At 70.1% G+C, this 23,551-nt stretch carries 27 protein-coding genes and 1 pseudogene; 19 read left to right on the top strand and 9 right to left on the bottom strand.

Annotated elements, in window-relative coordinates:
• Positions 1–384 precede the first annotated feature (384 nt).
• Positions 385–1,605, bottom strand: a pseudogene (locus Aeryth_RS16445) (IS3 family transposase).
• Positions 1,606–2,117: 512 nt separating this feature from the next.
• On the opposite strand from Aeryth_RS16445, the gene Aeryth_RS16435 reads away from it, so the two are divergent.
• Genes Aeryth_RS16435 through Aeryth_RS18570 form a run of 3 tightly spaced genes read left to right on the top strand, consistent with a single transcriptional unit; the run spans position 2,118 to position 6,281 of the window.
• Positions 2,118–4,508 carry an SIR2 family NAD-dependent protein deacylase gene (locus Aeryth_RS16435; protein ID WP_067860858.1) on the top strand — a complete coding sequence of 797 codons (2,391 nt, stop codon included), beginning with the start codon at positions 2,118–2,120 and terminating at the stop codon, positions 4,506–4,508.
• On the top strand, positions 4,501–5,703 hold the full coding sequence (locus Aeryth_RS16430) for a glycosyltransferase (RefSeq protein ID WP_144433834.1): 1,203 nt from the start codon (positions 4,501–4,503) through the stop codon (positions 5,701–5,703). Before Aeryth_RS16435 ends, Aeryth_RS16430 begins: the two co-directional genes overlap by 8 nt.
• Positions 5,700–6,281 (top strand): histidine phosphatase family protein, encoded by a 582-nt coding sequence (locus Aeryth_RS18570; protein ID WP_083516520.1) that lies wholly within the window; start codon positions 5,700–5,702, stop codon positions 6,279–6,281. The genes Aeryth_RS16430 and Aeryth_RS18570 overlap by 4 nt, the downstream gene beginning before the upstream one ends.
• Positions 6,282–6,538: 257 nt before the next feature.
• Here Aeryth_RS18570 and Aeryth_RS16425 read toward each other — a convergent pair whose 3' ends face one another.
• Both Aeryth_RS16425 and Aeryth_RS16420 read right to left on the bottom strand, forming a co-directional pair.
• Positions 6,539–7,294: an alpha/beta fold hydrolase gene (locus Aeryth_RS16425; RefSeq protein WP_067860854.1), complete on the bottom strand. Its 756-nt coding sequence runs from the start codon at positions 7,292–7,294 to the stop codon at positions 6,539–6,541.
• Between the two features lie 16 nt (positions 7,295–7,310).
• A complete protein-coding gene (locus Aeryth_RS16420; protein ID WP_202967688.1) occupies positions 7,311–8,288 on the bottom strand; it encodes an SDR family oxidoreductase in 978 nt (325 codons plus the stop codon).
• Between the two features lie 112 nt (positions 8,289–8,400).
• On the opposite strand from Aeryth_RS16420, the gene Aeryth_RS18210 reads away from it, so the two are divergent.
• The 3 genes from Aeryth_RS18210 to Aeryth_RS16410 are packed head-to-tail and all read left to right on the top strand — an operon-like array spanning position 8,401 to position 10,118.
• The gene (locus Aeryth_RS18210) at positions 8,401–8,595 is read left to right on the top strand and encodes an SDR family NAD(P)-dependent oxidoreductase (protein ID WP_202967687.1); all 195 of its coding nucleotides are present in this window, start codon (positions 8,401–8,403) and stop codon (positions 8,593–8,595) included.
• Positions 8,596–9,321: an SDR family NAD(P)-dependent oxidoreductase gene (locus Aeryth_RS16415; protein WP_202967797.1), complete on the top strand. Its 726-nt coding sequence runs from the start codon at positions 8,596–8,598 to the stop codon at positions 9,319–9,321.
• 41 nt (positions 9,322–9,362) lie between these two features.
• Positions 9,363–10,118 (top strand): TetR/AcrR family transcriptional regulator, encoded by a 756-nt coding sequence (locus Aeryth_RS16410; RefSeq protein ID WP_067860850.1) that lies wholly within the window; start codon positions 9,363–9,365, stop codon positions 10,116–10,118.
• A 12-nt stretch (positions 10,119–10,130) separates the two neighbouring features.
• Here Aeryth_RS16410 and Aeryth_RS18205 read toward each other — a convergent pair whose 3' ends face one another.
• From Aeryth_RS18205 to Aeryth_RS16395, 3 genes are all read right to left on the bottom strand, one after another.
• On the bottom strand, positions 10,131–10,301 hold the full coding sequence (locus Aeryth_RS18205; protein ID WP_202967686.1) for a hypothetical protein: 171 nt from the start codon (positions 10,299–10,301) through the stop codon (positions 10,131–10,133).
• Positions 10,302–10,456: 155 nt separating this feature from the next.
• Entirely contained in the window at positions 10,457–10,843 is a 387-nt protein-coding gene (locus Aeryth_RS16400; RefSeq protein ID WP_067860848.1) for a universal stress protein, read from the bottom strand.
• Positions 10,844–10,877: 34 nt separating this feature from the next.
• Positions 10,878–11,315 carry a DoxX family protein gene (locus Aeryth_RS16395; RefSeq protein ID WP_067860847.1) on the bottom strand — a complete coding sequence of 146 codons (438 nt, stop codon included), beginning with the start codon at positions 11,313–11,315 and terminating at the stop codon, positions 10,878–10,880.
• Positions 11,316–11,454: 139 nt separating this feature from the next.
• Between Aeryth_RS16395 and Aeryth_RS16390 the strand changes: the two genes are divergently transcribed.
• Complete coding sequence (locus Aeryth_RS16390) at positions 11,455–12,075, top strand: LysE family translocator (RefSeq protein ID WP_067860844.1); 621 nt, start codon at positions 11,455–11,457, stop codon at positions 12,073–12,075.
• Between the two features lie 28 nt (positions 12,076–12,103).
• Here the strand turns inward: Aeryth_RS16390 and Aeryth_RS16385 are convergent, their stop codons facing one another.
• The gene (locus Aeryth_RS16385; RefSeq protein ID WP_067860843.1) at positions 12,104–12,583 is read right to left on the bottom strand and encodes an NUDIX hydrolase; all 480 of its coding nucleotides are present in this window, start codon (positions 12,581–12,583) and stop codon (positions 12,104–12,106) included.
• 64 nt (positions 12,584–12,647) lie between these two features.
• Between Aeryth_RS16385 and Aeryth_RS16380 the strand changes: the two genes are divergently transcribed.
• The 6 genes from Aeryth_RS16380 (at position 12,648) to Aeryth_RS16360 (ending at position 16,783) form a co-directional block, all read left to right on the top strand.
• Positions 12,648–13,568: an NADP-dependent oxidoreductase gene (locus Aeryth_RS16380; RefSeq protein WP_202967685.1), complete on the top strand. Its 921-nt coding sequence runs from the start codon at positions 12,648–12,650 to the stop codon at positions 13,566–13,568.
• 113 nt (positions 13,569–13,681) lie between these two features.
• A complete protein-coding gene (locus tag Aeryth_RS16375; RefSeq protein ID WP_067860839.1) occupies positions 13,682–14,236 on the top strand; it encodes a PadR family transcriptional regulator in 555 nt (184 codons plus the stop codon).
• Positions 14,233–14,925: an ABC transporter ATP-binding protein gene (locus tag Aeryth_RS16370; protein WP_067860837.1), complete on the top strand. Its 693-nt coding sequence runs from the start codon at positions 14,233–14,235 to the stop codon at positions 14,923–14,925. The genes Aeryth_RS16375 and Aeryth_RS16370 overlap by 4 nt, the downstream gene beginning before the upstream one ends.
• Positions 14,922–16,280 (top strand): FtsX-like permease family protein, encoded by a 1,359-nt coding sequence (locus Aeryth_RS16365; RefSeq protein ID WP_067860835.1) that lies wholly within the window; start codon positions 14,922–14,924, stop codon positions 16,278–16,280. The genes Aeryth_RS16370 and Aeryth_RS16365 overlap by 4 nt, the downstream gene beginning before the upstream one ends.
• 3 nt (positions 16,281–16,283) lie before the next feature.
• Positions 16,284–16,424 carry a hypothetical protein gene (locus Aeryth_RS18030; protein ID WP_158509224.1) on the top strand — a complete coding sequence of 47 codons (141 nt, stop codon included), beginning with the start codon at positions 16,284–16,286 and terminating at the stop codon, positions 16,422–16,424.
• A gap of 47 nt (positions 16,425–16,471) precedes the next feature.
• Complete coding sequence (locus tag Aeryth_RS16360) at positions 16,472–16,783, top strand: DUF4235 domain-containing protein (RefSeq protein ID WP_067861961.1); 312 nt, start codon at positions 16,472–16,474, stop codon at positions 16,781–16,783.
• 95 nt (positions 16,784–16,878) lie between these two features.
• On the opposite strand, the gene Aeryth_RS16355 is transcribed toward Aeryth_RS16360, so the two are convergent.
• Positions 16,879–17,439, bottom strand: coding sequence for a type 1 glutamine amidotransferase domain-containing protein (locus Aeryth_RS16355; protein WP_067860833.1), 561 nt, complete (start codon positions 17,437–17,439; stop codon positions 16,879–16,881).
• A 21-nt stretch (positions 17,440–17,460) separates the two neighbouring features.
• Positions 17,461–17,733 carry a WhiB family transcriptional regulator gene (locus Aeryth_RS16350; RefSeq protein WP_470207141.1) on the bottom strand — a complete coding sequence of 91 codons (273 nt, stop codon included), beginning with the start codon at positions 17,731–17,733 and terminating at the stop codon, positions 17,461–17,463.
• Between the two features lie 202 nt (positions 17,734–17,935).
• Between Aeryth_RS16350 and Aeryth_RS18145 the strand changes: the two genes are divergently transcribed.
• The 6 genes from Aeryth_RS18145 (at position 17,936) to Aeryth_RS16320 (ending at position 23,543) form a co-directional block, all read left to right on the top strand.
• A complete protein-coding gene (locus Aeryth_RS18145) occupies positions 17,936–18,916 on the top strand; it encodes a MerR family transcriptional regulator (protein ID WP_083516518.1) in 981 nt (326 codons plus the stop codon).
• A gap of 36 nt (positions 18,917–18,952) precedes the next feature.
• Positions 18,953–19,756, top strand: a complete 804-nt coding sequence (locus Aeryth_RS16340; RefSeq protein ID WP_067860827.1) for a crotonase/enoyl-CoA hydratase family protein — start codon at positions 18,953–18,955, stop codon at positions 19,754–19,756.
• Between the two features lie 857 nt (positions 19,757–20,613).
• A complete protein-coding gene (locus Aeryth_RS16335; RefSeq protein WP_067860826.1) occupies positions 20,614–21,375 on the top strand; it encodes a class I SAM-dependent methyltransferase in 762 nt (253 codons plus the stop codon).
• 17 nt (positions 21,376–21,392) lie between these two features.
• On the top strand, positions 21,393–21,992 hold the full coding sequence (locus tag Aeryth_RS16330) for an IMPACT family protein (protein WP_236749764.1): 600 nt from the start codon (positions 21,393–21,395) through the stop codon (positions 21,990–21,992).
• 52 nt (positions 21,993–22,044) lie between these two features.
• Positions 22,045–22,995, top strand: a complete 951-nt coding sequence (locus Aeryth_RS16325) for a helix-turn-helix transcriptional regulator (RefSeq protein WP_067860822.1) — start codon at positions 22,045–22,047, stop codon at positions 22,993–22,995.
• A complete protein-coding gene (locus Aeryth_RS16320; RefSeq protein WP_067860820.1) occupies positions 22,992–23,543 on the top strand; it encodes a dihydrofolate reductase family protein in 552 nt (183 codons plus the stop codon). The genes Aeryth_RS16325 and Aeryth_RS16320 overlap by 4 nt, the downstream gene beginning before the upstream one ends.
• Positions 23,544–23,551: the final 8 nt, after the last annotated feature.

Genomic DNA, 23,551 nt, shown 5'->3' with positions numbered 1-23,551 from the left:
CAGAGACTTGATGCCCCGCCTCGACCGGGAGGTCAGGGGAAACGAAGGCCAGTCTCGGATGCAGATCCATAGGGCGAGGAAGAGAGAAGCTCTGCGACCTGACTTCAATGTCTCGCTCGGTCTGACCGGAAAAAGTGTGGAATCGGCCAGCGGGCGCGAGTTGATGGGCTCACTGACGCAGAGGGCGAGATCTTGGCAGCGGGACTCCACGAGTTGTTTATGGATCACCTCTTCCACACAGGTCGGTTGGAGTAGGCCAACTGCTCCGCGCGAGCGCGCGTGCGGGATCTACAGCTAGATCTCCAACGGACGAGAGTGGACCGGTCCCTCTCCAGACGCAGCTATGGCCTTGGGGACTGCTGCACCGATGGGTGACAGGTGGGGTTAGGCCGCCAGGGCGACGGTCTGGTTCATGATGGTCTCCCACTCGATGGGGGTCAATCGGCCGAGGACGGCTTGTCTGCGTCGGCGGTGGTAGGTCCGTTCGATCCAGGTCACGATCGCGATCCGCAGCTCTTCGCGGGTGGTCCAGTGACGGGTGTTGAGGACGTTCTTCTGCAGTAAGGCGAAGAAGGACTCCATGGCGGCGTTGTCTCCTGCTGCGCCGACTCGTCCCATCGATCCGACCATGTCGTGGCGGGCGAGTGGGGCGATGAAGCGGCGGCTTCGGAATTGGCTGCCGCGGTCTGAGTGCACGATGCAGCCGGCTACGTCGCCGCGGCGGGCGACAGCGTTCTCCAAGGCTCGGACGGCGAGGTGGGAGGTCATGCGGTCGCTGATGGAGTAGCCCACGATCCGGTTGGACCAGTGTCCTTGATCGCGCAGAGGTAGACCTTTCCCTCATGGGTGGGGTGTTCGGTGGGGGCACCTCCCTGCACGGAGTGCTCGGGGGAATGTCGGTCAGCCAGATCTGGTTCGCCCTCCCGGCCTGGAAGACCCGGTTGAGCAGGTCGTCGTGGGCCGGCGGGCCGGGCTTCTTGCCGTTCCTGCCGCGCTTCTTTCCGAAGGAGGACCACCACTGGTTGTCTGAGCAGATCCGCCAAACGGTCCGCTCGGCCGGTCCGAACCCGGCCTCGCGGACCTCATCGACCATGAACCGATACCCGAACTGGGGGTCCTGGTCGTGAGCGTCGAAGACGGCGTTGGCCAGGTGGGCGTTGTCCCACTCTGAGGTCGTGACCGGGGCAGCGAGCCAGCGGTAGTACTGCTGGCGACACAGCCCGAGCACGCGGCAGCTGAGCGAGACTCCGATCCCGTCAGCCGCGAGCTCCCTCACGAGTGGGAAGAGCCTTTTCCCGGCAGATTCGCCTGAGACAGGTAGGCCGCCGCGCGGCGCAGGACCTCGTTCGCCCCCGCGAGCGGGAGGTGCCCCCACTGCTCGAGCAGGCGGATCCGCTTCTTCGCCTCGCGCAGTTCGGCGTTCTCTGCCGCGGTGGTTCCGGGCTTGAGGCCGTCCTCGACGTCCGCAGTCTTCATCCAGTTGGCCAGGCACGACTCGCTGATCCCGAAGTCAGCGGCGATGTCCTTCAACAGGACTCCTGGCTCGCGGCTCCTGGCGACCCGCACGACGTCCTCGCGGAAATCACGGGGATAGGGCTTGGGCATGGTGCACATCCTTCCAGCGGCACCTCACGGCACCACAGATCAGATGTCACCTATCGGTGCAGCAGTCCCTTGGTCTGTCGCGAGCAGCGCGGTGGCTGCATGAGGCGCACGTTGGCTCATCCATATCTTAGATGGCGCATCGTCACATTGTGGTCGGTCCCGGTGTGCCAGGCCGAGGTGGGGTGGCCATACCGACCAACACGACCGAGACCGACGGCATGCCGTTTCAGTCGGTGCCGGTGAAAAAGCCTTAAGCTATCGAAGTCTGCCCAGCATCGCTTCGAACCGGACAGAGACCGACGCGGATCCGCCTCCACGCTCGAACGGCCGATCGGGGGCTAGTGTCTCCAGTGCTTTCTCGATGCTCGATGTGGCTACGTGGGGTAGTGAACGCGCGGCTTAGACGGCGACCTGGTCTCAGTGCATGCGTCACAAGGGCGTTCATCGTTGTTCGAACGACTATTTCTGTCATTCTTCGTTTCCCGGCCTTCCGGCAGAGCCAGGATCAGCACATGACAACGCCACAAGACGATCTCCTCGACGGGGAGCTGATCGCGTCAATCGCGGACGGGACCTGCGTTCTGTTCCTGGGTGCGGGATTCACGAGCGCATTCAGCAGCGTCGGCGGCGAGAACGTGAAGACAGCCTCAGAACTCGGCGAGTCGATTGTGAAGTCGCTGATCGAACGACTCGACGGGAGCTCCCACGTCCCTGCGCGCGTCATCGCCGCGACCACGAGCCTGACCGAGGACGGCAGGCGGACCTATCAATTGCGACTCGCGTCCCAATTCTTCATCTCTGAACTCGTGCGGTACGGAAACATCGATCCTGAGGTGGCGCGAGAGGACCTGGTCGAGCTACTTGTCGAGGAGACCGGCCAGTCGTTCAGCCTGGAGACGGTCACGGCGGCGGCACCGCTGCTGTCCCTGCCATGGTCATCCATCTACACGACGAACTACGACTCGCTCGTCGAGTCCACGCTGGCGGCGATCGGCGTCCCGTATCAGGTCACGAGCAGGCCCAGCGACCTAGTTGAACGGGCTGGCGACCGTCTCGAGATCGTGAAGATTCACGGCAGCATCGACGAAGTACACCTAGATCGCGAGCTTCCCCTTGTCGTGACTTCCGACGACTACGCGAGTTTTGGATGGACACGCGGGCTTCTCCTGGACGAACTCAGAGTCAACCTCGCTCAACGCGACGTCCTCTTTCTTGGATACGGGCTGCAAGACGAGAACCTCGACACGGTCATCCGGGAGGTCTCGCGGGCGATATCCCATACGCCGCGTTCCTTGTACGTGCAGACGCGAGGGACGGCTGAAGAGCCGTGGTGGAACTACCTGCGACTCCGGAACTTCAAGGTGAGAAGGTCGCAAGACTTGGTCCGCCTCGCGGGCAGGCTCAACGAAGCACTCACCGACTTCAGGACCAGTCACGATGCCGGTTACGTCGACTACGCCGTCACCAGTCGCAACGGAAACGACGATAAGTACGACACGGCCGAACTGATGAGTATCAAGACTGCCGTGGCGCGCGAGACATGGCGATCGTCACGAACATTCGCTTCAACGGTTGACCTTTCCTCCTGCGGCAGTGACCCAGTAGCCGCCCTCTACTTCTTCATGAGGGCCAAGCGAGTCGAATCTACGGATCCCGGCGCGCAGCAGATGCTTGTCGCCCGCAAGACCGCGATACGCGAGTGGTTGAAGAGCCACACACTCCACGTAACTCCGACGCGACCGAACTGGCACCGTACCCTCGAATGTCTCGGACTCTCGGCACCGGAACTCGACGACGACCATGTGAGACGCGTAGTGGAGCTCGTGCGAAAGAACTCACAAGTGCACTCGGACTCGCTCTCCAAGTGGTTGACTCTCCAACTCGTCCGGGATCTCCAGATGAAAACCGACCCGGACGAACTGACAGCACTCAACGGATTCGTGATCGGTGAAGCACGTTCCTGGCGGGCAGAGCCGAACTCCCGAGCTGGGTCGCAATGCCGGCCCGTGGTCCCCCGCCTGGCGTGGATCCTTTGCCGAGTCGGGGGCTACGAGGACTTTCTTCGTCCGGCCGACCAACAGACCTGGGGAGATCTCTTGCTCTCCTGGGAACTCAGCAAAGTCAGCGGACGACCCGTGCGGCTCTCGGACGAACCCGAGCAGGTGAGACGTCTGTCAGACGGTGTAAGGGTAGACAGCCGATGGATTCGCAGACTTACCGGACCCTCCGCAGAATCCTGGAGTTCGCTCGCAACGGCCCCGCTCAGCCGCCGTGCATCTTTGCGAGCGGAACTGGATCGAGCGCGTTCGGCTGGACCCGCAGCGGTAGTGACTCTGCTCGAAGGAATCGACCTCGAGCTCCGAGGCAGCGACCGACATTCGGACGTCGTCGAACCCTTCTTCGCGTCCTTCGTCCTGCTGGAACATCTTTCAGCGCTTCTCAAAGACCCCAATTGCGACGACGCGACGCTGTCCACCGCGCACCGGCAGCTAATGATTGCAGCCAACGATGCGATCGACGACCTCGAGGCCGACCCGGACGGCTCCAGTGTGCAGTCCAGCCGTGCGAGCCATTTCGCCACAGCTATGTGCCGGGATCTGCTGTACGGGACACGCACGTTGGAGCAACGACAGATGATGTCGGGTGTCGAAGCCGACCGCTTCGTCCATCTGACTAAACGACTTGCAAGGCTCAGTGGGTCCCATCAATGGATGGTCGAGAATCTTCTCAACGTGTCGGTCCACCTTTCCCGACTGCCCGAGTCGACTCCGCTCGTACAAGATGTCCTCGATGACATCCACGCTCAAGTGACTCGCGAACCGGTATGGGAGTCGCTCAGTCCCCTCCTTCGGTACTACGTGGCGAAATCGGAACAGGCGAAAGGATGGAACGTCCGTGGCTAAGCGAACTGTGGTGGCCGTCGATGCGCGCCGAGCAGGCGCGAGCGGCATCGGTCGATACACCCAGTGTCTGGTCGAGGCCTTCCGATTCTCCGAAGCACTCCGGCATCGCTTCGAGCTGGTCGAACTAGTAAACCCCTCGGCCCGCATGAGCCAGACCCAGTACCCTTGGGACGCGGCGCTTCTTTCCACGTGGGCGAGCAATGGTCTTTCGCAAGCACTGAAAGACGTCGGCGCCGGACTGTTCATCGCCCCGCAGTACTACGTGCCGCCGGTCGACGTGGTGCCACTGGTCAGAGTCCTCCACGACGCTCAGCCCTTCTGGGGTGACTTCCCGTCGCCATCCCGAGACGTCTTCGAGACTCTCTATGGCGCGGACGTCCTCCTGGGCCTCGCACGGGAACTAGGCGTCGAGTCGGCCTGGCTGGATAGAGACTCGCGTTCCGCTGTTGCGAACCTCATCCAGCGTATGTACGAGAAGGGATCCGAGAGCGCCGACGAGTTGATGACGGTATCCCACTTCAGCGCAACTGACCTCGTCAGATACCTTCCCCAGACCAAGGGACGGTGGCACGTTGCCTATCCGTTCGTCTCGTCTACCCTCGCGCCATCGAACGCACCGGTCCCGAGAGGCGACCCGATGATCATCGGGGTCAGCAAGATGGAGCCGCGCAAGAACCAGCTTGCACTGATCAATGCGGCGAATCGGCTTCGGTCCGAACATCCCCATCTCCGCCTGGTGCTGGTGGGTGGTGCGACAGCCAGTTTCCCCGCTTATGCAGACTCAGTCAGACAAGCCGCTAGACGAGCTGACTGGGTGACGTTGTTGGAAGACGCATCAGACGCGTTGCTGGCCGACCTCTACCGGTCGTGCGATCTCTTCGTGTCGGCATCCGTTTCCGAAGGCTTCGGGTTCCCCGGGTTGGAAGCCTTGGAGGCTGGGGCACGGGTCCTCGTCGGTTCCGAGACCTCGATGCGAGAGATCTACGGGTCCGCAGCCTCCTATTTCAACGAGTCAGGTCTCCGTGCCGAGGAAGGTTCACGTGCTTATCGCCGAGCGCTCGATCACCTGTACGGCGCGATGCGGCTGGCACTGAACCGCTCGATGCCGATCGATGGTGGCATATCCTCGCGAGTCCTCCCGACAGTGGAGACGTTCGGCGACGATCTGCTCGCTGTCATGGAGCGAGTTCTATGACCATCGTCTTCGTGCGGCACGCCGCCACGGACGCCAACGAAGTCGGACGAATGGCCGTCGGAGTGCCAGGACCACCGCTCTCAGCCGCCGGACGATCTGCCGCAACGGCGAAACGCGCCTACTGGCGGGCTCAACTGCCGCCGCACGAAGTATTCGTCAGCCCTGCTGCTCGGGCCATCCAGACCGCCGACATCCTTTTCCCGGAGTCTGAGAGCACGATCGTTTCTGGATTCGCGGAAGTCGACCCAGGGGACTGGGGCCGCGACGACTGTTCAGAAGGAACACATCAACACGCCAGCCTGCTCAGGGACTGGGAAGCCGGACGGAACTTGAATGCAGCACCTCCGAACGGCGAGTCCGGTGATGCCGTGCTTCGACGCCTAAGCGAAGCGGTAGCAACGCTGACTGCTTGCGAGGGGAAGCGGCGGATCATTCTCATCAGCCATTTTGCTGTGGCACGCATGCTGCTTGCGCACTTCCTGCCAGACTGTGAACCGCCGCGGCGAGGGTTCCCGGCGCTACTAGACGCGTTCAGGCTGGGGCGACTCGAGAATCCGACGGGTCTCGAGCCGCAGTAAGGTTGCGCAGGGACCCAGAGCTCGACCATGGACAGTCGATGCCTCGGGAACGGAAAGTCGTCCGGAGCATCGAGGCGGCGGCAGGACCAACTTCACGAATCGTGGGGGCCTTGGGAAAGCCGCCTCGCTCGCCGAGGGCGCGCCGCTGACGGCACGCTCGGTAGCGATGATCTGCCGTCAGCTTTCGTGGCAGGAGCCCGACTCCGTCGAGGGTGACGACGCGGACGTCGGGGACGGTGCGGGCGAAGCGCTCGACGTCACGGGCGGTGGAGAGGGGGTCCTGGGCGCCGCGGATGATCAGCGTCGGTGCGGACACGTGCTCGAGGCCGGCTGAGGGATCGCTCGTGAACGCCGACAGCAGCGTCGGCAGCGATCCGCGGGCGCCCAGCTCGCGCATCACGTCGCGGGCGACGTCGGGCGACAGGGTCCTCGGGGTGGGCGACGTAGCCGCGCATGAGGACGCGCCGCACGAACGCCGACTCCGCGACGACATCGGCCGCCGCCGACGGCAGCGGGAGCCCGATGGTCGCGAGCTGCTTGACGAGGGTGGTCACCGCGCGCGGCCCGCTGGTCAGGGTGCGCAGCGGGTGCCGGGGGAGGTCCGTCAGGGCGAGCACCGGACCCCCGGTGAGCACGAGGCGCCGGACCCGCCGCGGGTGGTCGACGGCGAGGCGCGTGCCGACGATCGACCCCATCGAGTGGCCCACGACGTCGACGGCGCCCAGCCCCAGCTGGTCCGCCAGCTCGTCGACCGCGGCGGCCATGGCGTCGAACGTCAGCCCGGCGGGCGGCATGGCCGAGCGCCCGAAGCCGGGAAGGTCGACGGCGAGCACGCGTGCCCGCTCGGACAAGGCCGGGATGACCGGCGTGAACCAGCGCCAGCTGGCCGCGATGCCGTGCAGCAGCACGACGACGCGCTCGGCGTCCGGGTCGCCGACGTCGACCAGCCGCAGGTCCGCGCCGCCCACCTGCACCGTGCGCTCGCTGCTCTCCCACTCGACCTCGCGACCCATCGCCCGGCCCCTTCCCTCAGACGCCGCGGCGCGCGGCCTCGCGACGCGCGAACTGCTCGTACGACGTCGGCGCCCGGTCGAGCAGGGTCGGCAGGTGCGAGAGGTCGCCGGCCGGCAGGCCGTGCTCGTCGTAGTGGCTCATCATCGTCCGGTACGTGTCGACGGCGTCCCTGCTCCAGGTGTTGATCCCCCGGACGTTCCGCGCACCGTCGAGCGCCTTGAGCAGACGCACCACCGACGTCGCCCGCGGCGAGGGGAGGGCCGCGACCAGCTGCGGGAGGACGTGCACCGACCGCAGCGGGTTCGTGATCGACGCCGGCGGGATCCGCACTGCCGTGACGCGATGCCCAACGACCTCCGACCAGGCGGTCGCCATCTCCTCGCGCGTCAGCTCTTGCGCCGACAGGTCGTACGTCTGCCCCACGTGACCTGACGGGTCGCGCAGCACCCGCACGGCCGCCTCGGCCACGTCCTCGACGTCGACCACGCCCATGACGCTCTGCGTGCTCACCGGGTAGGGCATGGATCCGACGCGGATGAAGTCCCACAGCTCGAGGTAGTTCTGCATGTAGTGCGACGGCCGCAGCACGGTGACCGGGATCCCGGACTCCTTCAACCGCTGCTCGGCGACGTCCTTCTGGTGATGGTGCGGGAGGACGTGCAGGTCGGGGTGGACCACCGAGTGGAACACGAGGTGCCGCAGGTCGCCGCTCGTCGCCGCGTCGATGAAGGCGTCGAGCAGCGGCTGCTCGTCGATGATCTGCGTCGGGGCCGCGTGGTACGCGCGACCAGCGCCGCGCAGCGCGTCAGTCAGGGCGGACGCGTCGCGCAGGTCGCCGACGACGACCTCGGCGGCGCCTGCCCGCCGCGCGACGCCCGCCTGTTGATCGTTCTTGACGAAGGCGCGGACGTGCTCGCCCGCGGCGGAGAGGCGCTCGACGAGCGGTCGACCGACCCCGCCCGCAGCGCTCGTCACGACGATCAGGTCCGACATGGGCGTCCACCCTTCACCTCTGGCGGCCTCGGCCGCGGGCTCCTTGATGCGAACTATGCACGATGCAAACGTCATTCGCAAAACTCACGGATCTGCTCTACCGTCTCGTCGTATGACCTGGACACCTCCGCCGGACGTGACCGGCACACGCGTCGTGCTGACCGGTGCCACCGGCGGCCTCGGCTTCCACGTGGCACGTTCGCTGGCGGACCGTGGGGCCGAGGTCTACATGACCGTGCGCGACCTCCGCCGCGGCGCCGGGCTCGTCGAGCGGCTGACCGAAGAAGCCCCGCAGGCGCGTATGTAGCTGCTCGAGGCGGACCTCGCCGACCTGGGGTCGCTGGAGCGCGCGGCGCGAGAGCTCCGGGAGCGGACGCCGTCGGTCGACGTCCTCGTCAACAACGCCGGCATCATGCTCGCGCCCGACGTCCGCACCGTCGACGGCCTCCCGCTGCAGATGGGGACGAACCACCTCGGCCACTTCGCCTGGACCGCGCACCTGTGGACCCACCTGGCGCCCGCCGGCCGCGTCGTCACGGTGAGCTCGGTCGCCGCCGCCAGCGCGCGACGCCTCGACCTCGACGCGTGGGCTGCGTCGTCGACGCGACGCCGTGACCGGCGGTGGCGCGCCTACGCGGAGTCCAAGCTCGCGAACCTGCTGTTCACGCGGGAGCTGGCCCGACGACTCTCGGCAGGCGCGAGCGCGCGGACGGCCGTGGCGGCGCATCCCGGCCTGGCCGCGACCGAGATCACGCAGACCGGCATGGCGATGGGCCACCCGGTGCTCGGGTGGCTCCTGACCCGCGCGATCCGACCCGGTCTGCAGAGCGCGCACGCCGGCGCCCAGCCGATCCTGCGAGCCGCCCTCGACCCCACGCTCTCGTCGGGCGACTGCGTCGGACCCTCGTGGCCGGGCCACACCCGGGGCCGCCCCGTCCTCGTGCGCATGCCGTCCCGCGCGCACGACGAGGAGCTCGCCGCGCGCCTCTGGTCGGCCTCCGAGCAGGCGGTGGGTCTCGCGTTCCCCGTCTGACGGCCGGCGGTCAGTGTCGTCGTCGTCCCTATGCTGAGCCCGTGAGCCGACCGTCCCGCTTCGACGTCGCGCGACGTCGCGCCGCGGTCGCCCGCGCCTTCGACGAGGGGGTGGGCCCCGAGCAGGTCGCGACCGAGCTCGACGTCCACCCCGCCACGATCTACCGGTGGGCGGGAGAGCTCACCGGGAGCCGCGCCGAGCAGCGTTCCGACGGGCACGAGGACGTGTCGAGCCGGCTGGTGCGCAGCGCCCAGCAGCTCCTGCGCGAGCACGAGTACGCGGCCGTCACCATGAAGATGCTGGCGGGCGGCGCCGGGGTCTCCGTGCGGTCCGCCTACCAGCGCTTCGACACCAAGCAGGACGTCTTCGGTGCCGCCGTCGACGCGGCCGCGACCGAGATCATCGAGCGGATCGCGCAGGAGACGCCTCGCCACCTCAGCCCGGAGCCCCTGGAGCAGCTGGAGGAGCTCCTGGTGGTCGCGGCGCGATGCGTCTACGCCGTCCAGGGCGCCCACGTGCTGTTCTGCGACGTCGGCCTCCCGCGCGAGGTCGTCGACACCGGCCGCTGGCACCAGCTGTTCGTCGACGTGGTCGCGCGGCTCCTGCACGAGGCGCAGCGGCTCGGCCAGCTCGGCCCGGACGACGACCCCGACCACCTCGCCGTCGGGATCGTCGCCGGGGTCCGCGGCGTGCACGCCGCCGTCCTCGGTGGATCGACCGACGCGACCACCGGCCAACGACTCGTCCGCGTCCTCGCTCAGGTCGGCTCGACGTCGCCGCGTGTGGTCGGCGGCTGAGAGTCCCGGCGCTCAGTCGTCGAGCGCGTCCAGCTCGTCGAGCGCCTCGCGGGCTCGGGCGAGGCGGGCGGCGGGCTCGTCGTCCCACCAGCGGGGTCCGCGCTCCCCGAGACCGTGCTTCGCCAGGCCGACGCGGTGTCGGGCGGCCGCCACTGCGTCGTCGTCGCCCGCCTTCTTCGCCACGCGCACGCCGGAGCGGCCGCGACCCAGGTGCGACGTCAGCCGCTCGACGACGTCGTCGGGCAGGGAGGGGTCGGTGCGGCGCCAGCGTCGGCCCTTGACGACGAAGTAGTGCTCGTCCTCGGCAGGGCCGTCCGAGGGGCCGGCGTCGCTCAGGGTCAGGCCTTGACGGCCACGACGGGCGCGTCGGCCTCGAGGAGGATGCGCTGCGAGGTGCTGCCAAGCACCAGCTTGCCGACGGGCGAGCGGCGTCGCTGGCCGATGACCACGAGCGACACGTCGTCGCCCTTCGCGTGGTCGAGGATCGAGTCGGCGGCACCGCCGGCGCCGCGGAAGTGCACGACGTCGCCCTCGACGCCGGCCTCCGCCAGCCGCGCCTGCAGCGCGTCGATCTGCTGCTCCTCCGAGATCGCCTCGGCCGTGTCGGCGCCCGGCGTCGCGACCACCGTGAGCCGCGCGGAGTCGCGCTGGGCCTGGGCGAGTGCCCACGCGAGCGCGGCCTCACCCTCGGGGGTCGGGACGTATCCGGCGACGATCGTGGTCATGCTTCCTCCTGGTCGGTCCCTCCCACCGTAGCCCTCAGCGGCGGCCACGCGCGGCGAGCGCGTCGACGCTCCAGCTGCCGGGTCCGACGAGCGCGAGCAGGAACGCCACGGCCGCGAGGACGAGCACGAACTCCGACCCGCCGTCGGAGACGAGGAACGCGTCGCGGTGGGCGTACCAGGCCGCGCCGAGCATGCCGAGCCCGAGCAGCGGGGCGACGACGGTCGTCAGCGCGCCGAGCACCAGCAGGGCGCCGCCGACCACCTCGAGCGTGGCCAGCGCGACCGCGGACACGTCGGCCAGCGGCACGCCCATCGCGGCGAAGCCGTCCTGCGTCCCGCCGATGCCGCCGGACCACTTCTGCCAGCCGTGGACGACGAACGTGACGCCGACGACCGCCCGCCCGATGAGGAGGCCGAGGTCCTGCGCGGTGGCGTGGCGGCGGTGGTCGAGCGTGCGAGCGATGGTGGACATGGGAACCCCCGAGGTACGTGGACGGTACGTGTAAGAGACGAACGACTGCTGAGTCGAGTTCCGCGCGGCTCATGTGAGGCGAGTCGTGCGAGGTCGTGAAGAGGTCCGCGCGACCGGCCGCGAGGCCTACGATCCTCGGGTGGCGACCTACCTCTCCTTCCTGGCGTTCGCAGCGCTCCTCGCCGTCGCGCCGGGCCCCGACACCTTCCTGACCCTGCGCGCCAGCGTGGTCGGCGGACGACGTCGGGGCCTGTTCACCGCGGCCGGCATCTCGACGGCCGGTGCGCTGCAGGGCCTGCTGGCCGCCATGGGTCTCGGCGCGGTGCTCGCCGCGTCGGAGCCGGTGTTCCAGACCATCCGCTGGGCCGGCGTCGTCTACCTGACGTGGCTGGGCGTCGGGGCCCTGCGCGCGGCGCTGCGTCGCGACGGGTCGGCCTGGACCGTCGGCTCCGGTCGCGCCCAGGTGCGTCGACGCACCGCCTTCCGGCAGGGCTTCGTCTGCAACGTGACGAACCCGAAGGTGCTCGCGTTCAACCTGGCCGTGCTGCCGCAGTTCGTCGGCCACGACCAGGGGGTCGCGGTGCTCGCGGCCTACGCGTTGACGCTCGTGGTCGTCGGCGCGGTCGTGCTGCTCGCGGTCGTCGTGGCCGCCTCGGGCGCGGCGTCGCGCATCGCCCGCCCTGGCTTCCGCCGCGGCGTGGACGGCGGCACGGGCGTGGTCATGCTCGGCTTCGCGACCGCCCTCGCCGCCGAGGGCTGAGATCCCCGACGGTCCTCGCGAGCGACGTTCAGTCGGGCGGCGACGTCTTGAAACGAGCGGACACCTCGTCCGAGAGCCCCGCGTCGACGCGCGTGCGCATCTCCGCGGTCATCTCGGGCAGCGCATCGCGCGGGAACCAGCGAGCCTCCGTGTTCTCGCCGTCTGCCGGGTAGGGCTCGCCCGAGACCCAAGCCAGTCGAAACGTCAGGTCGACGAACCGGGTTCGGTCACCGTTGGGGTAGACGACCTCGCCGCTGACGTCGACCGAGGCGAGTCGGATCGGATCGGCGACCACGCCAGTCTCCTCGAGGGTCTCGCGCACGGCTGCCGCAGCAGGTTGCTCGCCGGGATCGATGATGCCGGTCACCGGCGTCCACGCACCGGTGTCGGATCTGCGCACCATCAGTACGAGATCGTCCTTGCACACGACGGCGATGGCGCCCGGCAGCCAGAGCGGGTCCGTGCCGATCTTGGCGCGCAGGGCGAGGACGAAGTCCGGGGTGGCCATGCCCCGAGCCTAGACGCCGCGGAATGGTCCACCGGTCGCGTCCGTTGACACCTCCATGCGTGCCATGACCTATGCCCAGTACGGCGACGACGACGTCCTCGAGCTCACCGACCAGCCGACCCCCAAGGTCGGGCCGGGCGAGATCCTCGTGGAGGTGCGCGCCGCCTCGGTCAACCCGGTCGACTGGAAGCTGATGAGTGGCGGCCTCGACGCGATGATGGACGTCCGCTTCCCGGTGGTCCCGGGCTGGGACGTCGCCGGCGTCGTCTCCGCCGTCGGCATCGACACCCCCGAGTTCGCGGTGGGTGACGAGGTCGTCGCCTACAACCGCCAGGACTACGTGCACCGCGGGACCTTCGCCGAGCTGACGACGGTGCCGGTGCGAGCCGCCGCCCGCAAGCCACGCGACCTGTCCTGGGAGGAGGCAGCGTCGCTGCCGCTCGCCGGACTCACGGCGTTCCAGGCGCTCGAGCGGCTCGAGGTCGGCCCCGAGGACACCGTGCTCGTCCACGGCGCCGGCGGCGGCGTCGGCTCCTTCGCCGTCCAGCTCGCGGCCCGTGCCTTCCGGGCCCGCGTGATCGGTTCGGCGTCCGCGTCGCAGCACGACCGCATCCGCGACCTCGGCGGCGAGCCCGTCGAGTACGGCGACGGTCTCGTCGACGCGGTCCGCGAGCTCGCGCCCGACGGCGTCTCGGTGGTGCTCGACCTCGTCGGCGGCGTGGTCGAGCAGACCGTCGCCGTGCTGGAGGACGACGGGCGCCACGCGTCCATCGCCGACCCCGACGTGCTCGAGCACGGTGGGCTCTGGCTGTGGGTCCGCCCCGACGCCGACGACCTCGGCCGCCTCGTCGGCCTGGTCGACGACGGCACCGTCCGCGTGGAGGTCGACGGCGTCTACGACCTCGAGGACCTCGCCGACGCGTTCGCGCGCAGCCGCGAGGGCCACGTCCACGGCAAGCTCGCCATCCGCGTCAGCGAGGACTGAGCCGCCGCAGCGACGTCGACGCCCTCCCACCCCTCGGGTGGGAGGGCGTCCTGCGTCCGCATGGTCGTACGCGACTCTTCACCACATGAATACATGATGTGTATAGTTGCGCCATGGCTCTCGCCCACGTGCTGCTCGGCATCCTCGCCGACGGACCCGCGCACGGCTACGACGTGAAGCGCGCCCACGACGCCCGCTTCCCAGCAGCCAAGCCGCTCGCCTACGGGCAGGTGTACGCGACGCTCAGCAAGCTGTCGGACGACGGGGCGGTCGAGGTGGTGGAGACTGCGGACCCGTCGGGCGGTCCCGAGCGCATCACGTACGCCCTGACGGACGAAGGTCGCAGCCGCCTGCAGGCGTGGCTCGACGACGTCGAGCCCCCCGCGCCTGCGGCGGCGGACGACGTCGTCCGCAAGACGATCACCGCCCTTCATGCTGGAGGCGACGCCGTCGCCTACCTCCGCCGGCAGCGCGAGGCCCACCTCGAGGCCATGCGCCGGCTCGTTCGAGAGCGTGACGCTGCCACCGACGTCGCCGCGCGTGTCAGCGTCGACCATGCCGTCGCCCACCTCGACGCCGACCTGCAGTGGCTCCAGGCCGCCGCCGACCGCTTTGCGCGAGCCTCCCTCGAACCCCGACGCCCCTCCAGTGCAGGAGTCACCCGATGACCACGTCCCCGCCCGCCGTCGTCGCACGCGCTCACGAGGTGCACCAGTCCTACGGCCGTTCGCTCGCCCTCGCAGGCGCCTCCGTCCAGGTGGTGGAAGGTGAGCGGGTGGCGGTCACCGGGCGGTCCGGGTCCGGCAAGTCGACGCTGCTGCTCGCCCTGGCGGGTGTCCTCAGGCCGCAGTCGGGGACGGTCGAGGTCGTCGGGCACGACCTCGACACCCTCGACGACGCACAGCGCACGCGGCTGCGGCGGCGAGAGATCGGTCTGGTGCTCCAGTTCGGGCAGCTCGTCCCCGAGCTCACGGCCCTGCAGAACGTGGCCTTCCCGCTGCTGCTCGAGAAGTCGGCGCGAGACGCGGCCGAGGCCGCCGCCCACCACTGGCTGGATCGGCTCGGGGTCGGGGACCTCGCCGGTCAGCGACCGGGCGAGCTCTCCGGCGGCGAGCAGCAACGGGTCGCGATCGCCCGCGCGCTCGTCACGTCGCCGCGCCTCGTGCTCGCCGACGAGCCGACCGGCGCGCTCGACACCGTCACCGCCGAGGAGGTGCTCGACGTCATGCGCACCGCCACGGCGGAGTCCGGTGCGGCCCTCGTCGTGGTCACCCACGACAACCGCGTCGCCGCAGCCCTCGACCGCGAGGTCGTGCTGCGCGACGGTCGTGTCGTCAGCGAGGAGGCGGCGCGATGAGGAGCGTCGTCCCCGCGCTCCTGCGCGCCGGGGCAGGGTCGCGCGCTCTCGTCGTGGTCGCCGCGACCGCGGTCGCGACCGCCGTGCTCATGGCGGCCGCGTCGATCGCCATGCTCTGGTTCGAGCGCATTCCCTCGGACCTGGTCATCGACGCCCGCGGCTACGGCACCGACCTCGAGTCCGTCAACTGGATCGTCGCCGACCCAGGTACCCGCGGCGGCGTGCTGTTCGGCGCGATCGTGCTCGTGCTGCCCCCGCTGCTGCTGCTCGACCAGGCGGTGCGGCTGGGCGCCGCCTCCAGGCAGCGACGTGACGCGGCCCTCCGGCTCGCCGGGGCCACGCGGCGGGACGTGCGAGCCCTCGCGGCCCTCGAGGTGGCGCTGCCTGCGCTCGTCGGAGGAGTGCTCGGCATCCCCACGTTCCTGCTGCTCCGGTCCCTGCTCGCGGGTCCGGGCTTTCTCGCCCCGACGTCCTTCCCACCCCTGTGGGTCGTCCCGCTCGTCCTCGTCGGCGTCGCCCTGGTCGGCGCCGGTGTCGGCGCGCGAGCGGGCAAGGACGACCCGCTGGGCACCGCCCGCCGTGTCGACCTCCGGTCGGGCTTGTCGTGGCGGGGCCCAGCCGCGCTCGTCGCCGGCGCTGTCCTCCTGGTGACGCAGCTGGGGGCCGGCTACGGCAGCGACGTCTACCTCCTGCTCACCTTCGTCGCCCTGGGCCTCATCGTCCTCGGCCTGGTCGGCTCCGCGCCGTGGGTCGCCTACGGCGTCGCCCGTCGTGCCGTCCGTCGTGCGAGGACGGCACCCGACCTGCTGGCGGCACAGCGGGTGCTCGTGGCCCCCGGGGCCGCCGGCAGGGCGGCGGCAGGCGTCGGCGCGATCGGCCTCGCGCTCGGCACTACGGCCGTCTTCTCCGGCGACGTCATGGCGATGGGCCAGTGGGAGGCTGACGGAACCTACGACATCGGCGCGGTCGCGACCGCCGTGGCGGCCCTCGTCGCGCTGGCGGTGCTCGCGGGCTCCCTCGCCGTGCACGCCGTCGAGTCCATCTGGGAGTCGCGGCGGGAGATCGCGTTCCTCGCGGCCACGGGCACGACCCAGGTCGACCTCGACCGGGCGCTCCTGCGTCAGGTGCGGCTCGTCGCCGTCCCGCTCGGCGTGACCGGCGCGACGATCGGCGCGCTCGGCTACTCCGGCCTCCTGCTCGTCGGGGAGTCGCTCGGCGGGACCCGGCTCGTGGCGGTCGTCGTCGGGATCCTCGGCACCTGGGCGTGCGTCAGCCTCGCGGCCTGGGCGGCCGCCCGACTCGTCAGGCCTGTGGCGGTCGATGCGGCCCGCCCACTGCACCTGCGGACGGAGTAGGCCGTGGACCGGTTCACGTCGGCGAACCGACGCCGCGCCGCGCACGGCCGACGCCGACGGCGCGTGCAGCAGGTCGTGGCCACCGCGCTGCTCGGGTCGGCGTTCACCCGTCCTGACGTGGTCCGCCGTCGGGACGACGCCTGATCGTCGCCGGGGTGCGCCCGTCGGTGCGGGTGGCTACCGTCGGTCCCATGCCCAGTCGCGCACCCTCGAAGCAGCCCAGCACCTCGGCCAAGCTCCTCTACCGGCCCGTGGGGATCGTCAGCTCGATCCTCGGCGGGCTGCTGTCGAGCCTGATCTTCAAGCAGATCTGGAAGCGCGTCAGCCCCAGCAGCGACCAGCGCTCCGACGCACCCGGTCCGCTGGAGAGCGAGTACCCGATCAAGGAGATCCTCGTCGCGGCGGCGCTGCAGGGCGCGATCTACGCCGTCGTCAAGGCGGTCATCAACCGCCAGGGCGCCCGCACGTTCGAGAAGGTCACCGGCGAGTGGCCCGGTTCCTGACGCACCTCGCGGACGACGAAGGTCCCACGATCGACGAAGGCGCTGCCACCCAGGTCGGATGACAGCGCCTTCGTCGTCGTTCGGGATCGCGAGCCTCAGCCCGCGAAGACCTCCACGAGCTTCGCGTTGAACGCCGGGATGTCGTCGGGGTTGCGGGAGGTGACGAGGTCCCAGCCGTTCGCCGGGCAGTGGAACACCTCGGCGTCCTGCCAGGTGCCACCGGCGTTCTTGACGTCCGTCGCCAGCGACGGGAACGACGTGAGCGTCTTGCCCGGGAGCACGCCGGCCTCGACCAGCGTCCACGGGGCGTGGCAGATCGCGGCCACCGGCTTGCCGGCGTCGACGAACGCCTTCACCAGGGCGACCGACGTCTCGTCGGAGCGCACCTTGTCGGCGTTCACGGTGCCGCCGGGCAGCACCAGGGCGTCGTAGTCGGACGCCGAGGCGTCGGCCACGGCGACCGTCGCCTCGAACGTGGCGTCCTTGTCGGTGTCGTTCACCATCGACTGGACGGTGCCGGCCTCGGGCGCGATGTGCACGGGTGTGCCACCGGCCTCGACGACCGCCTTCCACGGCTCCTCGAGCTCGGGCTTCTCCACCCCGATCTCGGCGGTGAGGAAGGCGATCGTCTTGCCGGACAGGGATGCATCGGACACGGGGAGTCCTCTCGGTGGGGGTCAGGCAGCGCGGTGAGGGTGCGGGCTGCGGCTGAGGATGTCGCGCCGCTCGGCCTCGCTGAGCCCTCCCCACACACCGTACGGTTCCTGCACCGAAAGCGCGTGTTCACGGCACTGCTCGATCACCGGGCAGCGCAGGCAGAGCGCCTTCGCGGCCTGTTCTCGGCGGGCCTTCGGCGCTCCGCGCTCGGCCTCCGGCGAGAAGAAGCTCTCCGGATCGACCTCACGGCAGAGACCGTCGTACTGCCAGTCGTACGTCTCCTGCAGCGGCATCGGCAGGCGTCTGATGTTGACCATTTCGTGCCCCCTCTCGGTCGCGTCGGAGTCTCCGGCGACCTTGATGGGCTCCGGGACGGAGAGGCTCCGACCAGAAACACAACTTGCTCACAATCTATGCACCTTGAAGCAGAATGGCAAGATCCTGGATCCTCCGTAACATGAGCAACCTACCCAGGAAGGCTGGGAGGTGGCGTAGGTGAAGGAAACACCAGGACGTCCCGAGGAACCCCGTCAGCCCGCGGGACAGTGGAGCGACGTCGCCGACGCCGGCACTGACCTGACGTGGGGCGTGGGAGCAGTCTCCTCGCGACTCGGTGTCGCTGCGTCGACCCTGCGCACCTGGGAGCGTCGCTACGGCATCGGTCCGAGCCACCGCACGCACGGCGGCCACCGCCGGTACACCGAGCGCGACATCACCCGCGTCGAGCTGGTCCGCCGCATGGTCTCGCGCGGGGTCTCCGCGCAGGACGCCGCCCGCGTCGCCCGGCACCTCGATCGCGACGACCTCGCTGCGGCCCTGCGGGGCGAGACCGGTCACACGGCTCAGGTGGAGACCGACGACCTCCTCGACTCCCTGCTCGCCGCCGCCACCGCCAGCGACGAGACACGACTGCAGCAGCTCGTCGCCGGCGTGCTGGAGTCGTCGTCGGTGCTCGAGGCGTGGCGCGACGTGCTGTCGCCCGCCCTCGGCCGCCTCACGCAGGAGTCGTCTCGCGGCAACCTCGACCGCGACGCGTTGTCCCTCACCCTGCGGACCGTGCTCGACGCGCTGCTCGCGGTACGCGGGCCCAGCGCCCCGCCCGCCCAGGGCGGGCTCAAGCCGCAGGTGCTGCTCGCCACCTTCACGGAGGAGTCGCAGGCGCTCCCGTTCGTCGCCTGGGCGGCCGCGCTCGCGCAGGCCGACGTCGTGCTGCGCGTCATCGGTCCCGACATCGGCCCGCGGGAGGTGCTCGACCTCGCCTGGAGGCTGTCTCCGTCGGTCGTCGTGCTCTGGAACGCTCCGGGCGACTCGGCGGGGATCGTGCGTCACCACGTCGAGAACGGTGGACGCGCCGCCTTCATCCGGGCCACTCCCGGCTGGCCCGACGAGCTGCGGATCCGCTACGGCACCGAGGCTCCCGAGGTCGCCGCCGACGTCGGCACGGCCGTGCGCAAGGTCCTCGACCGCGTGCGCTGACCGCGACCTCGTCGGGGCGAGGTCTAGCCTTGATCCATGACCACGTCTGCCGTCCTCACCCGCATCGACGGGCCCGTCGCGTACGTCAGCCTCAACCGGCCCGAGAAGCTCAACGGCGTCGACTTCGACGTCCTGCAGGGTCTGCTCGACGCCGCCGCCGAGGTGCGCCGTGACCGCAGCGTCCGCGCCGTCGTGCTGCAGGGCGAGGGCGACTCCTTCTGCGCGGGCCTCGACTTCGCGTCGGTGCAGCCGCAGCGGGCCAAGGTCGCCCGGTTCTTCCTGACCCTCCCCTGGCGCGCGACGAACGGCTTCCAGCAGGCGCTGTGGGCGTGGCGCGAGCTGCCCGTGCCGGTCATCGCCGTGACGCACGGTCACGTGTTCGGCGCCGGCATCCAGCTGGCCCTCGCCGCCGACTTCCGCTTCACGACGCCCGACGCGCGGTGGTCGCTGCTGGAGGCCAAGTGGGGCCTCGTGCCCGACATGAGCGGCACCGTGCCCCTCGTCGAGCTGGTCGGAGCCGACGTCGCCAAGCGGCTCGCGATCACCGGCGAGACCGTCTCCGGTGCCGAGGCCGCGGAGATCGGCCTGGCGTCCGGCGTCGCCGACGACCCGCTGAAGCCGGCACTGGAGCTGGTCGACGCGATCGTCGCCCGGTCGCCCGACTCCGTCGCCGCCAGCAAGAAGCTGCTCAACCTGGTGCGCCTCGGGGGGCTGCGTTCCGCGTTCCGCCGCGAGCGCCTCTACCAGCTCGCCATGTTCCGCTCCCCGAACACCGCGATCGCCCGCAAGGCGGGCCTGAAGCGCGAGCAGCCCGAGTTCGGCCCCCGCACGTTTGGCTGAACCTGAAGGCGCTCAGCGCCTGAACGGTGAAGCCAGGTCGAGTAGTGCACCGGCGGAGCCGGCCCCGCTGTATCGAGACCTCGGCAGCGTCCAGACCCAGGCACGCCCGGTCTGGTGACGCTGAGCCGTTGCCGGGTGGTCTCGATACGTCCGGCCGGGCTCCTTCGTCGCCGGTCGTCCTACTCGACCAGCGGAGGGTTTCGTCGGTCGAGTAGCGCGGAGCCGCGACGAAGGAGCGTGCTCCGGGCGTATCGAGACCACTCCAAGCGCTCGCTGGAGGTTGGCTCGCGCTGAGCTGTTGCCGGGTGGTCTCGATACGTCAGGACGTGCTCGCTGGCGCTCGCCGTCCTGACTACTCGACCAGCGAAGCGTTCCGCTGGTCGAGTAGTCGACGCCGCGACGGAGGAGCTGGCGGAGGCGTATCGAGACCATTCCAAGCGGTCGCTGGGGGTCGGGCCGCGCTGAGCTGTTGCCGGGTGGTCTCGATACGTCAGGACTTCGCAAGCTCGTCCCTGCTACTCGACCAGCGAAACCCTCCGCTGGTCGAGTATCTCCACGAGCGCTAGCGAGGGGAGGTGCTGGAGCCGTCGCACCAAGGGCGTAGCCGCGACGGAGCGAGACCACTCCGAGCGGTCGCTGGGGGTCGGTTTGCGCTGGGCCGTTGCCGGGTGGTCTCGATACGTCCGAGCCTCGCAAGCTCGCTCGGACTACTCGACCAGCGGAGCGTTCCGCTGGTCGAGTAGTCGACGCCGCGACGAAGGAGCTGGTGGCGACGTATCGAGACCACTCTGGGCTGTCGCTGGGGAGTGGGCGCACCGCAGGGGCTGGGGGCGGGGTGCGTTGTTAGGCTGGCGCGCGTGACGGACGAGAAGCGCAAGAAGGTTGCCGACCAGTACGACCGCGGCTACGACTACACGGCCTACTGGGACAACCGCGACTACGAGCACGCTGCCGAGGAGGCGGCGATCCGTCGTCTGCTGGACGGCCGTCACTTCGGCCGGGCGGCCGACGTCGGTGGCGGCTTCGGCCGGCTCTGCCTGCTGCTGCGCGAGTACGCCGACCACGTCACGCTCGCCGAGCCGAGCCGCACCCAGCTGGAGGCGGCGGAGCGCGTGCTCGCCGGCACCGACATCGCGCAGGTGCAGATGCAGGCCGACGACCTGCAGTTCGACGACGCGTCGCTCGACCTGCTGACGATGGTGCGCGTCATGCACCACATCCCCGAGCCGACCACCGAGTTCTCCGAGATCGCGCGGGTGCTGAAGCCCGGCGCGACCGCCCTCATCGAGGTCGCGAACTACGGCCACTTCAAGAACCGTCGACGGTTCAAGAAGGAGGGCAAGGCCCTGCCGAAGGAGCCCGTCAGCATCCGCACGGCCACGGCCGAGGAGCCCGACGCGATCGCGTTCGTCAACCACAACGTCGACACCGTCGTCGAGCAGCTCGCATCCGCAGGGCTGCACCTCGAGCGCAAGCTGTCGGTCTCGAACCTGCGCAGCGAGAAGCTGAAGAAGGCGCTCCCGACCGGTCTGCTCGTCTCGGTCGAGAAGGCCCTGCAGGAGCGGCTCGCGTCGCGCGACTTCGGTCCGAGCATCTTCCTCGAGCTGCGCCGCCGCTGACCGCCGACCACTACCTGGTGCCTGCGGGCTCGGCCGACGTCGAGCTCGAGGTCAGCCGTTCGCGGTTCGTCGCGCACGTCGCCCCGGTCGACGACGAGGATGCGGCTCGTGCGGTGGTCGCCGCTGTGCGTGCACGTCACCCGACCGCCGGCCACCACTGCACGGCCTTCGTCGTCGGCCCGGACGCCCGGCTGCGCCGCTCGAACGACGACGGCGAGCCGTCCGGCTCTGCGGGCCGGCCGATGCTGGAGGTGCTGACGGGGCGCGGCGTCAGCGACGTCGTCGCCGTCGTGTCGCGGTGGTTCGGCGGGACGCTGCTCGGCGTCGGCGGCCTGGTGCGGGCCTACGGCGACGCGACCATGCTCGCCCTCGACGCCGCGGGCACGCGGGTGCGTCGACGTCGGCTCCTCGTCGACGTGACCGTCCCGGTGGACCTCGTCGGCGTGGTCGAGAACCGGCTTCGTGCCGCCTGGGACGTCGTCGACGTCGTCTACGGGACGCGCGTGGTGCTGACGCTCGCCGTCGAGCCGGACCGCGACGGCGAGGTGGGCGCGACCGTCGCCTCGTTGACGTCGGGACGCGGCGACGTCTCGACGGTCGGCGAGACCTGGCGGTAGGTCAGCAAGAACGGTCGGGCGCGGCCCGGGTCGTGGCGTCCAGACTGGTCGCATGCCCGCTCCTTCGCCGGACCGTCTCGTCGCCCTGCTCGACGCGGTGCTGGCCGACGAGCGCCCTCGGCTGGGGGACATGGCCGCAGGCGCGCACCTGTCAGCCTTCCACCTCTCGCGCCAGCTGAGCGCGGCCACCGGCGAGCCGCCCGTCGCACTGCGCCGCCGGGTGCTGCTGGAGCGGGCGGCCTGGCAGCTGCAGCGCGGCGCCCGCGTCACCGACGTGGCCCTCGCCGCGGGCTACGACTCAGTCGACGGCTTCGCCCGCGCCTTCGGCCGCGCGTTCGGACACCCGCCGTCGCAGCTGCCGCCCGCCGTGGAGCGAGGGCACTGGCTCCCGGCACCGAACGGCATCCACTTCCACGGCCCGTCGGTGCTCTACGTCGCCGCGGGGGAGGCGCGGGAGCACCCCGCCGGCGACGTCCTGGAGATGCTCGTCCGGCACGACATCGACGACGTCCGGGCGCTGCTGCGGGCGTCGCGGCTGCTCGGGCCGCAGGCGCTGGACGCCGTGCGGATGCCGGGCCACCGCGTCACCGACTGGCACGGGCCCGAGGAGACCCTGCGCGCCGTGCTGACCCACCTCGCCCTCGGCGTCGAGCCGTGGCTGGCCGTCCTGGAGGGCGCGACGTCGCCGCCCGAGCCCGGCGACGTCAGCGTCGCGGACCTCCTCGAGCGGCACGAGGAGCTGTCGCCGCGCTGGCTCGCCTGGGTCCGCGACGTACAGCGACGCTCCGCCTGGGGCGACGCCGTGGTCGACGCGCTGTGCGAACCCCCGGAGTCGTTCCGCCTCGGTCAGGTGGCGTCGCACGTGCTGACGTTCTCCACGCAGCGTCGGCACGTGGCCCGGTGGATGCTCGGGCGGGCCGGCGTCACCGACCTGCCCGACCCCGACCCGATCCTCTGGCACCGCCGTGCCGGGCACGACGACCCGAGAGGCCTCCACCGATGACCGAACGTCCCCGCGTCCGCTACGTCACCGCCACGACGCTCGACGGCTTCCTCGCCGACGAGCACGACTCGCTGGACTGGCTGCTGGAGCAGGACCACGACCCCCGAGGTCCTGGCGGGCACGAGCACATGGACGGTGCGGGCGCCCTCGTGATGGGGGCGACGACCTACCGCTGGGTCGTCGACCACCTCGCGCGCTCGGGCGAGGGCTGGCCGTACCCGCAGCCGACCTTCGTCGTCACCCACCGGACGCCGGACCTCGCCTCGACGAGCGTGCGGCTCGTCCAGGGCACGCCGACGGACTGGTGGCCGCAGGTCGTCGCAGCGGCCGACGGTCGGGACGTGTGGGTGGTCGGGGGAGGTGCGCTCGCCTCCGACCTCGCCGGGGAGGGACTGCTCGACGAGGTGATCGTCTCGATCGCGCCCGTCACGCTGGGGTCAGGGAAGCCGCTGCTTCCGGCGCGCTTCGACCTGCGCCTGCGCGACGTCGACCGCAACCGGGCCTTCGTCGTCGCGCACTACGACGTCCTGGGTCGCCGCGCCGGCTGAGCGCGAGG

Source organism: Aeromicrobium erythreum (assembly GCF_001509405.1).
Taxonomy (GTDB): domain Bacteria; phylum Actinomycetota; class Actinomycetes; order Propionibacteriales; family Nocardioidaceae; genus Aeromicrobium; species Aeromicrobium erythreum.
This window is presented reverse-complemented; position numbering and strand designations above follow the sequence as displayed.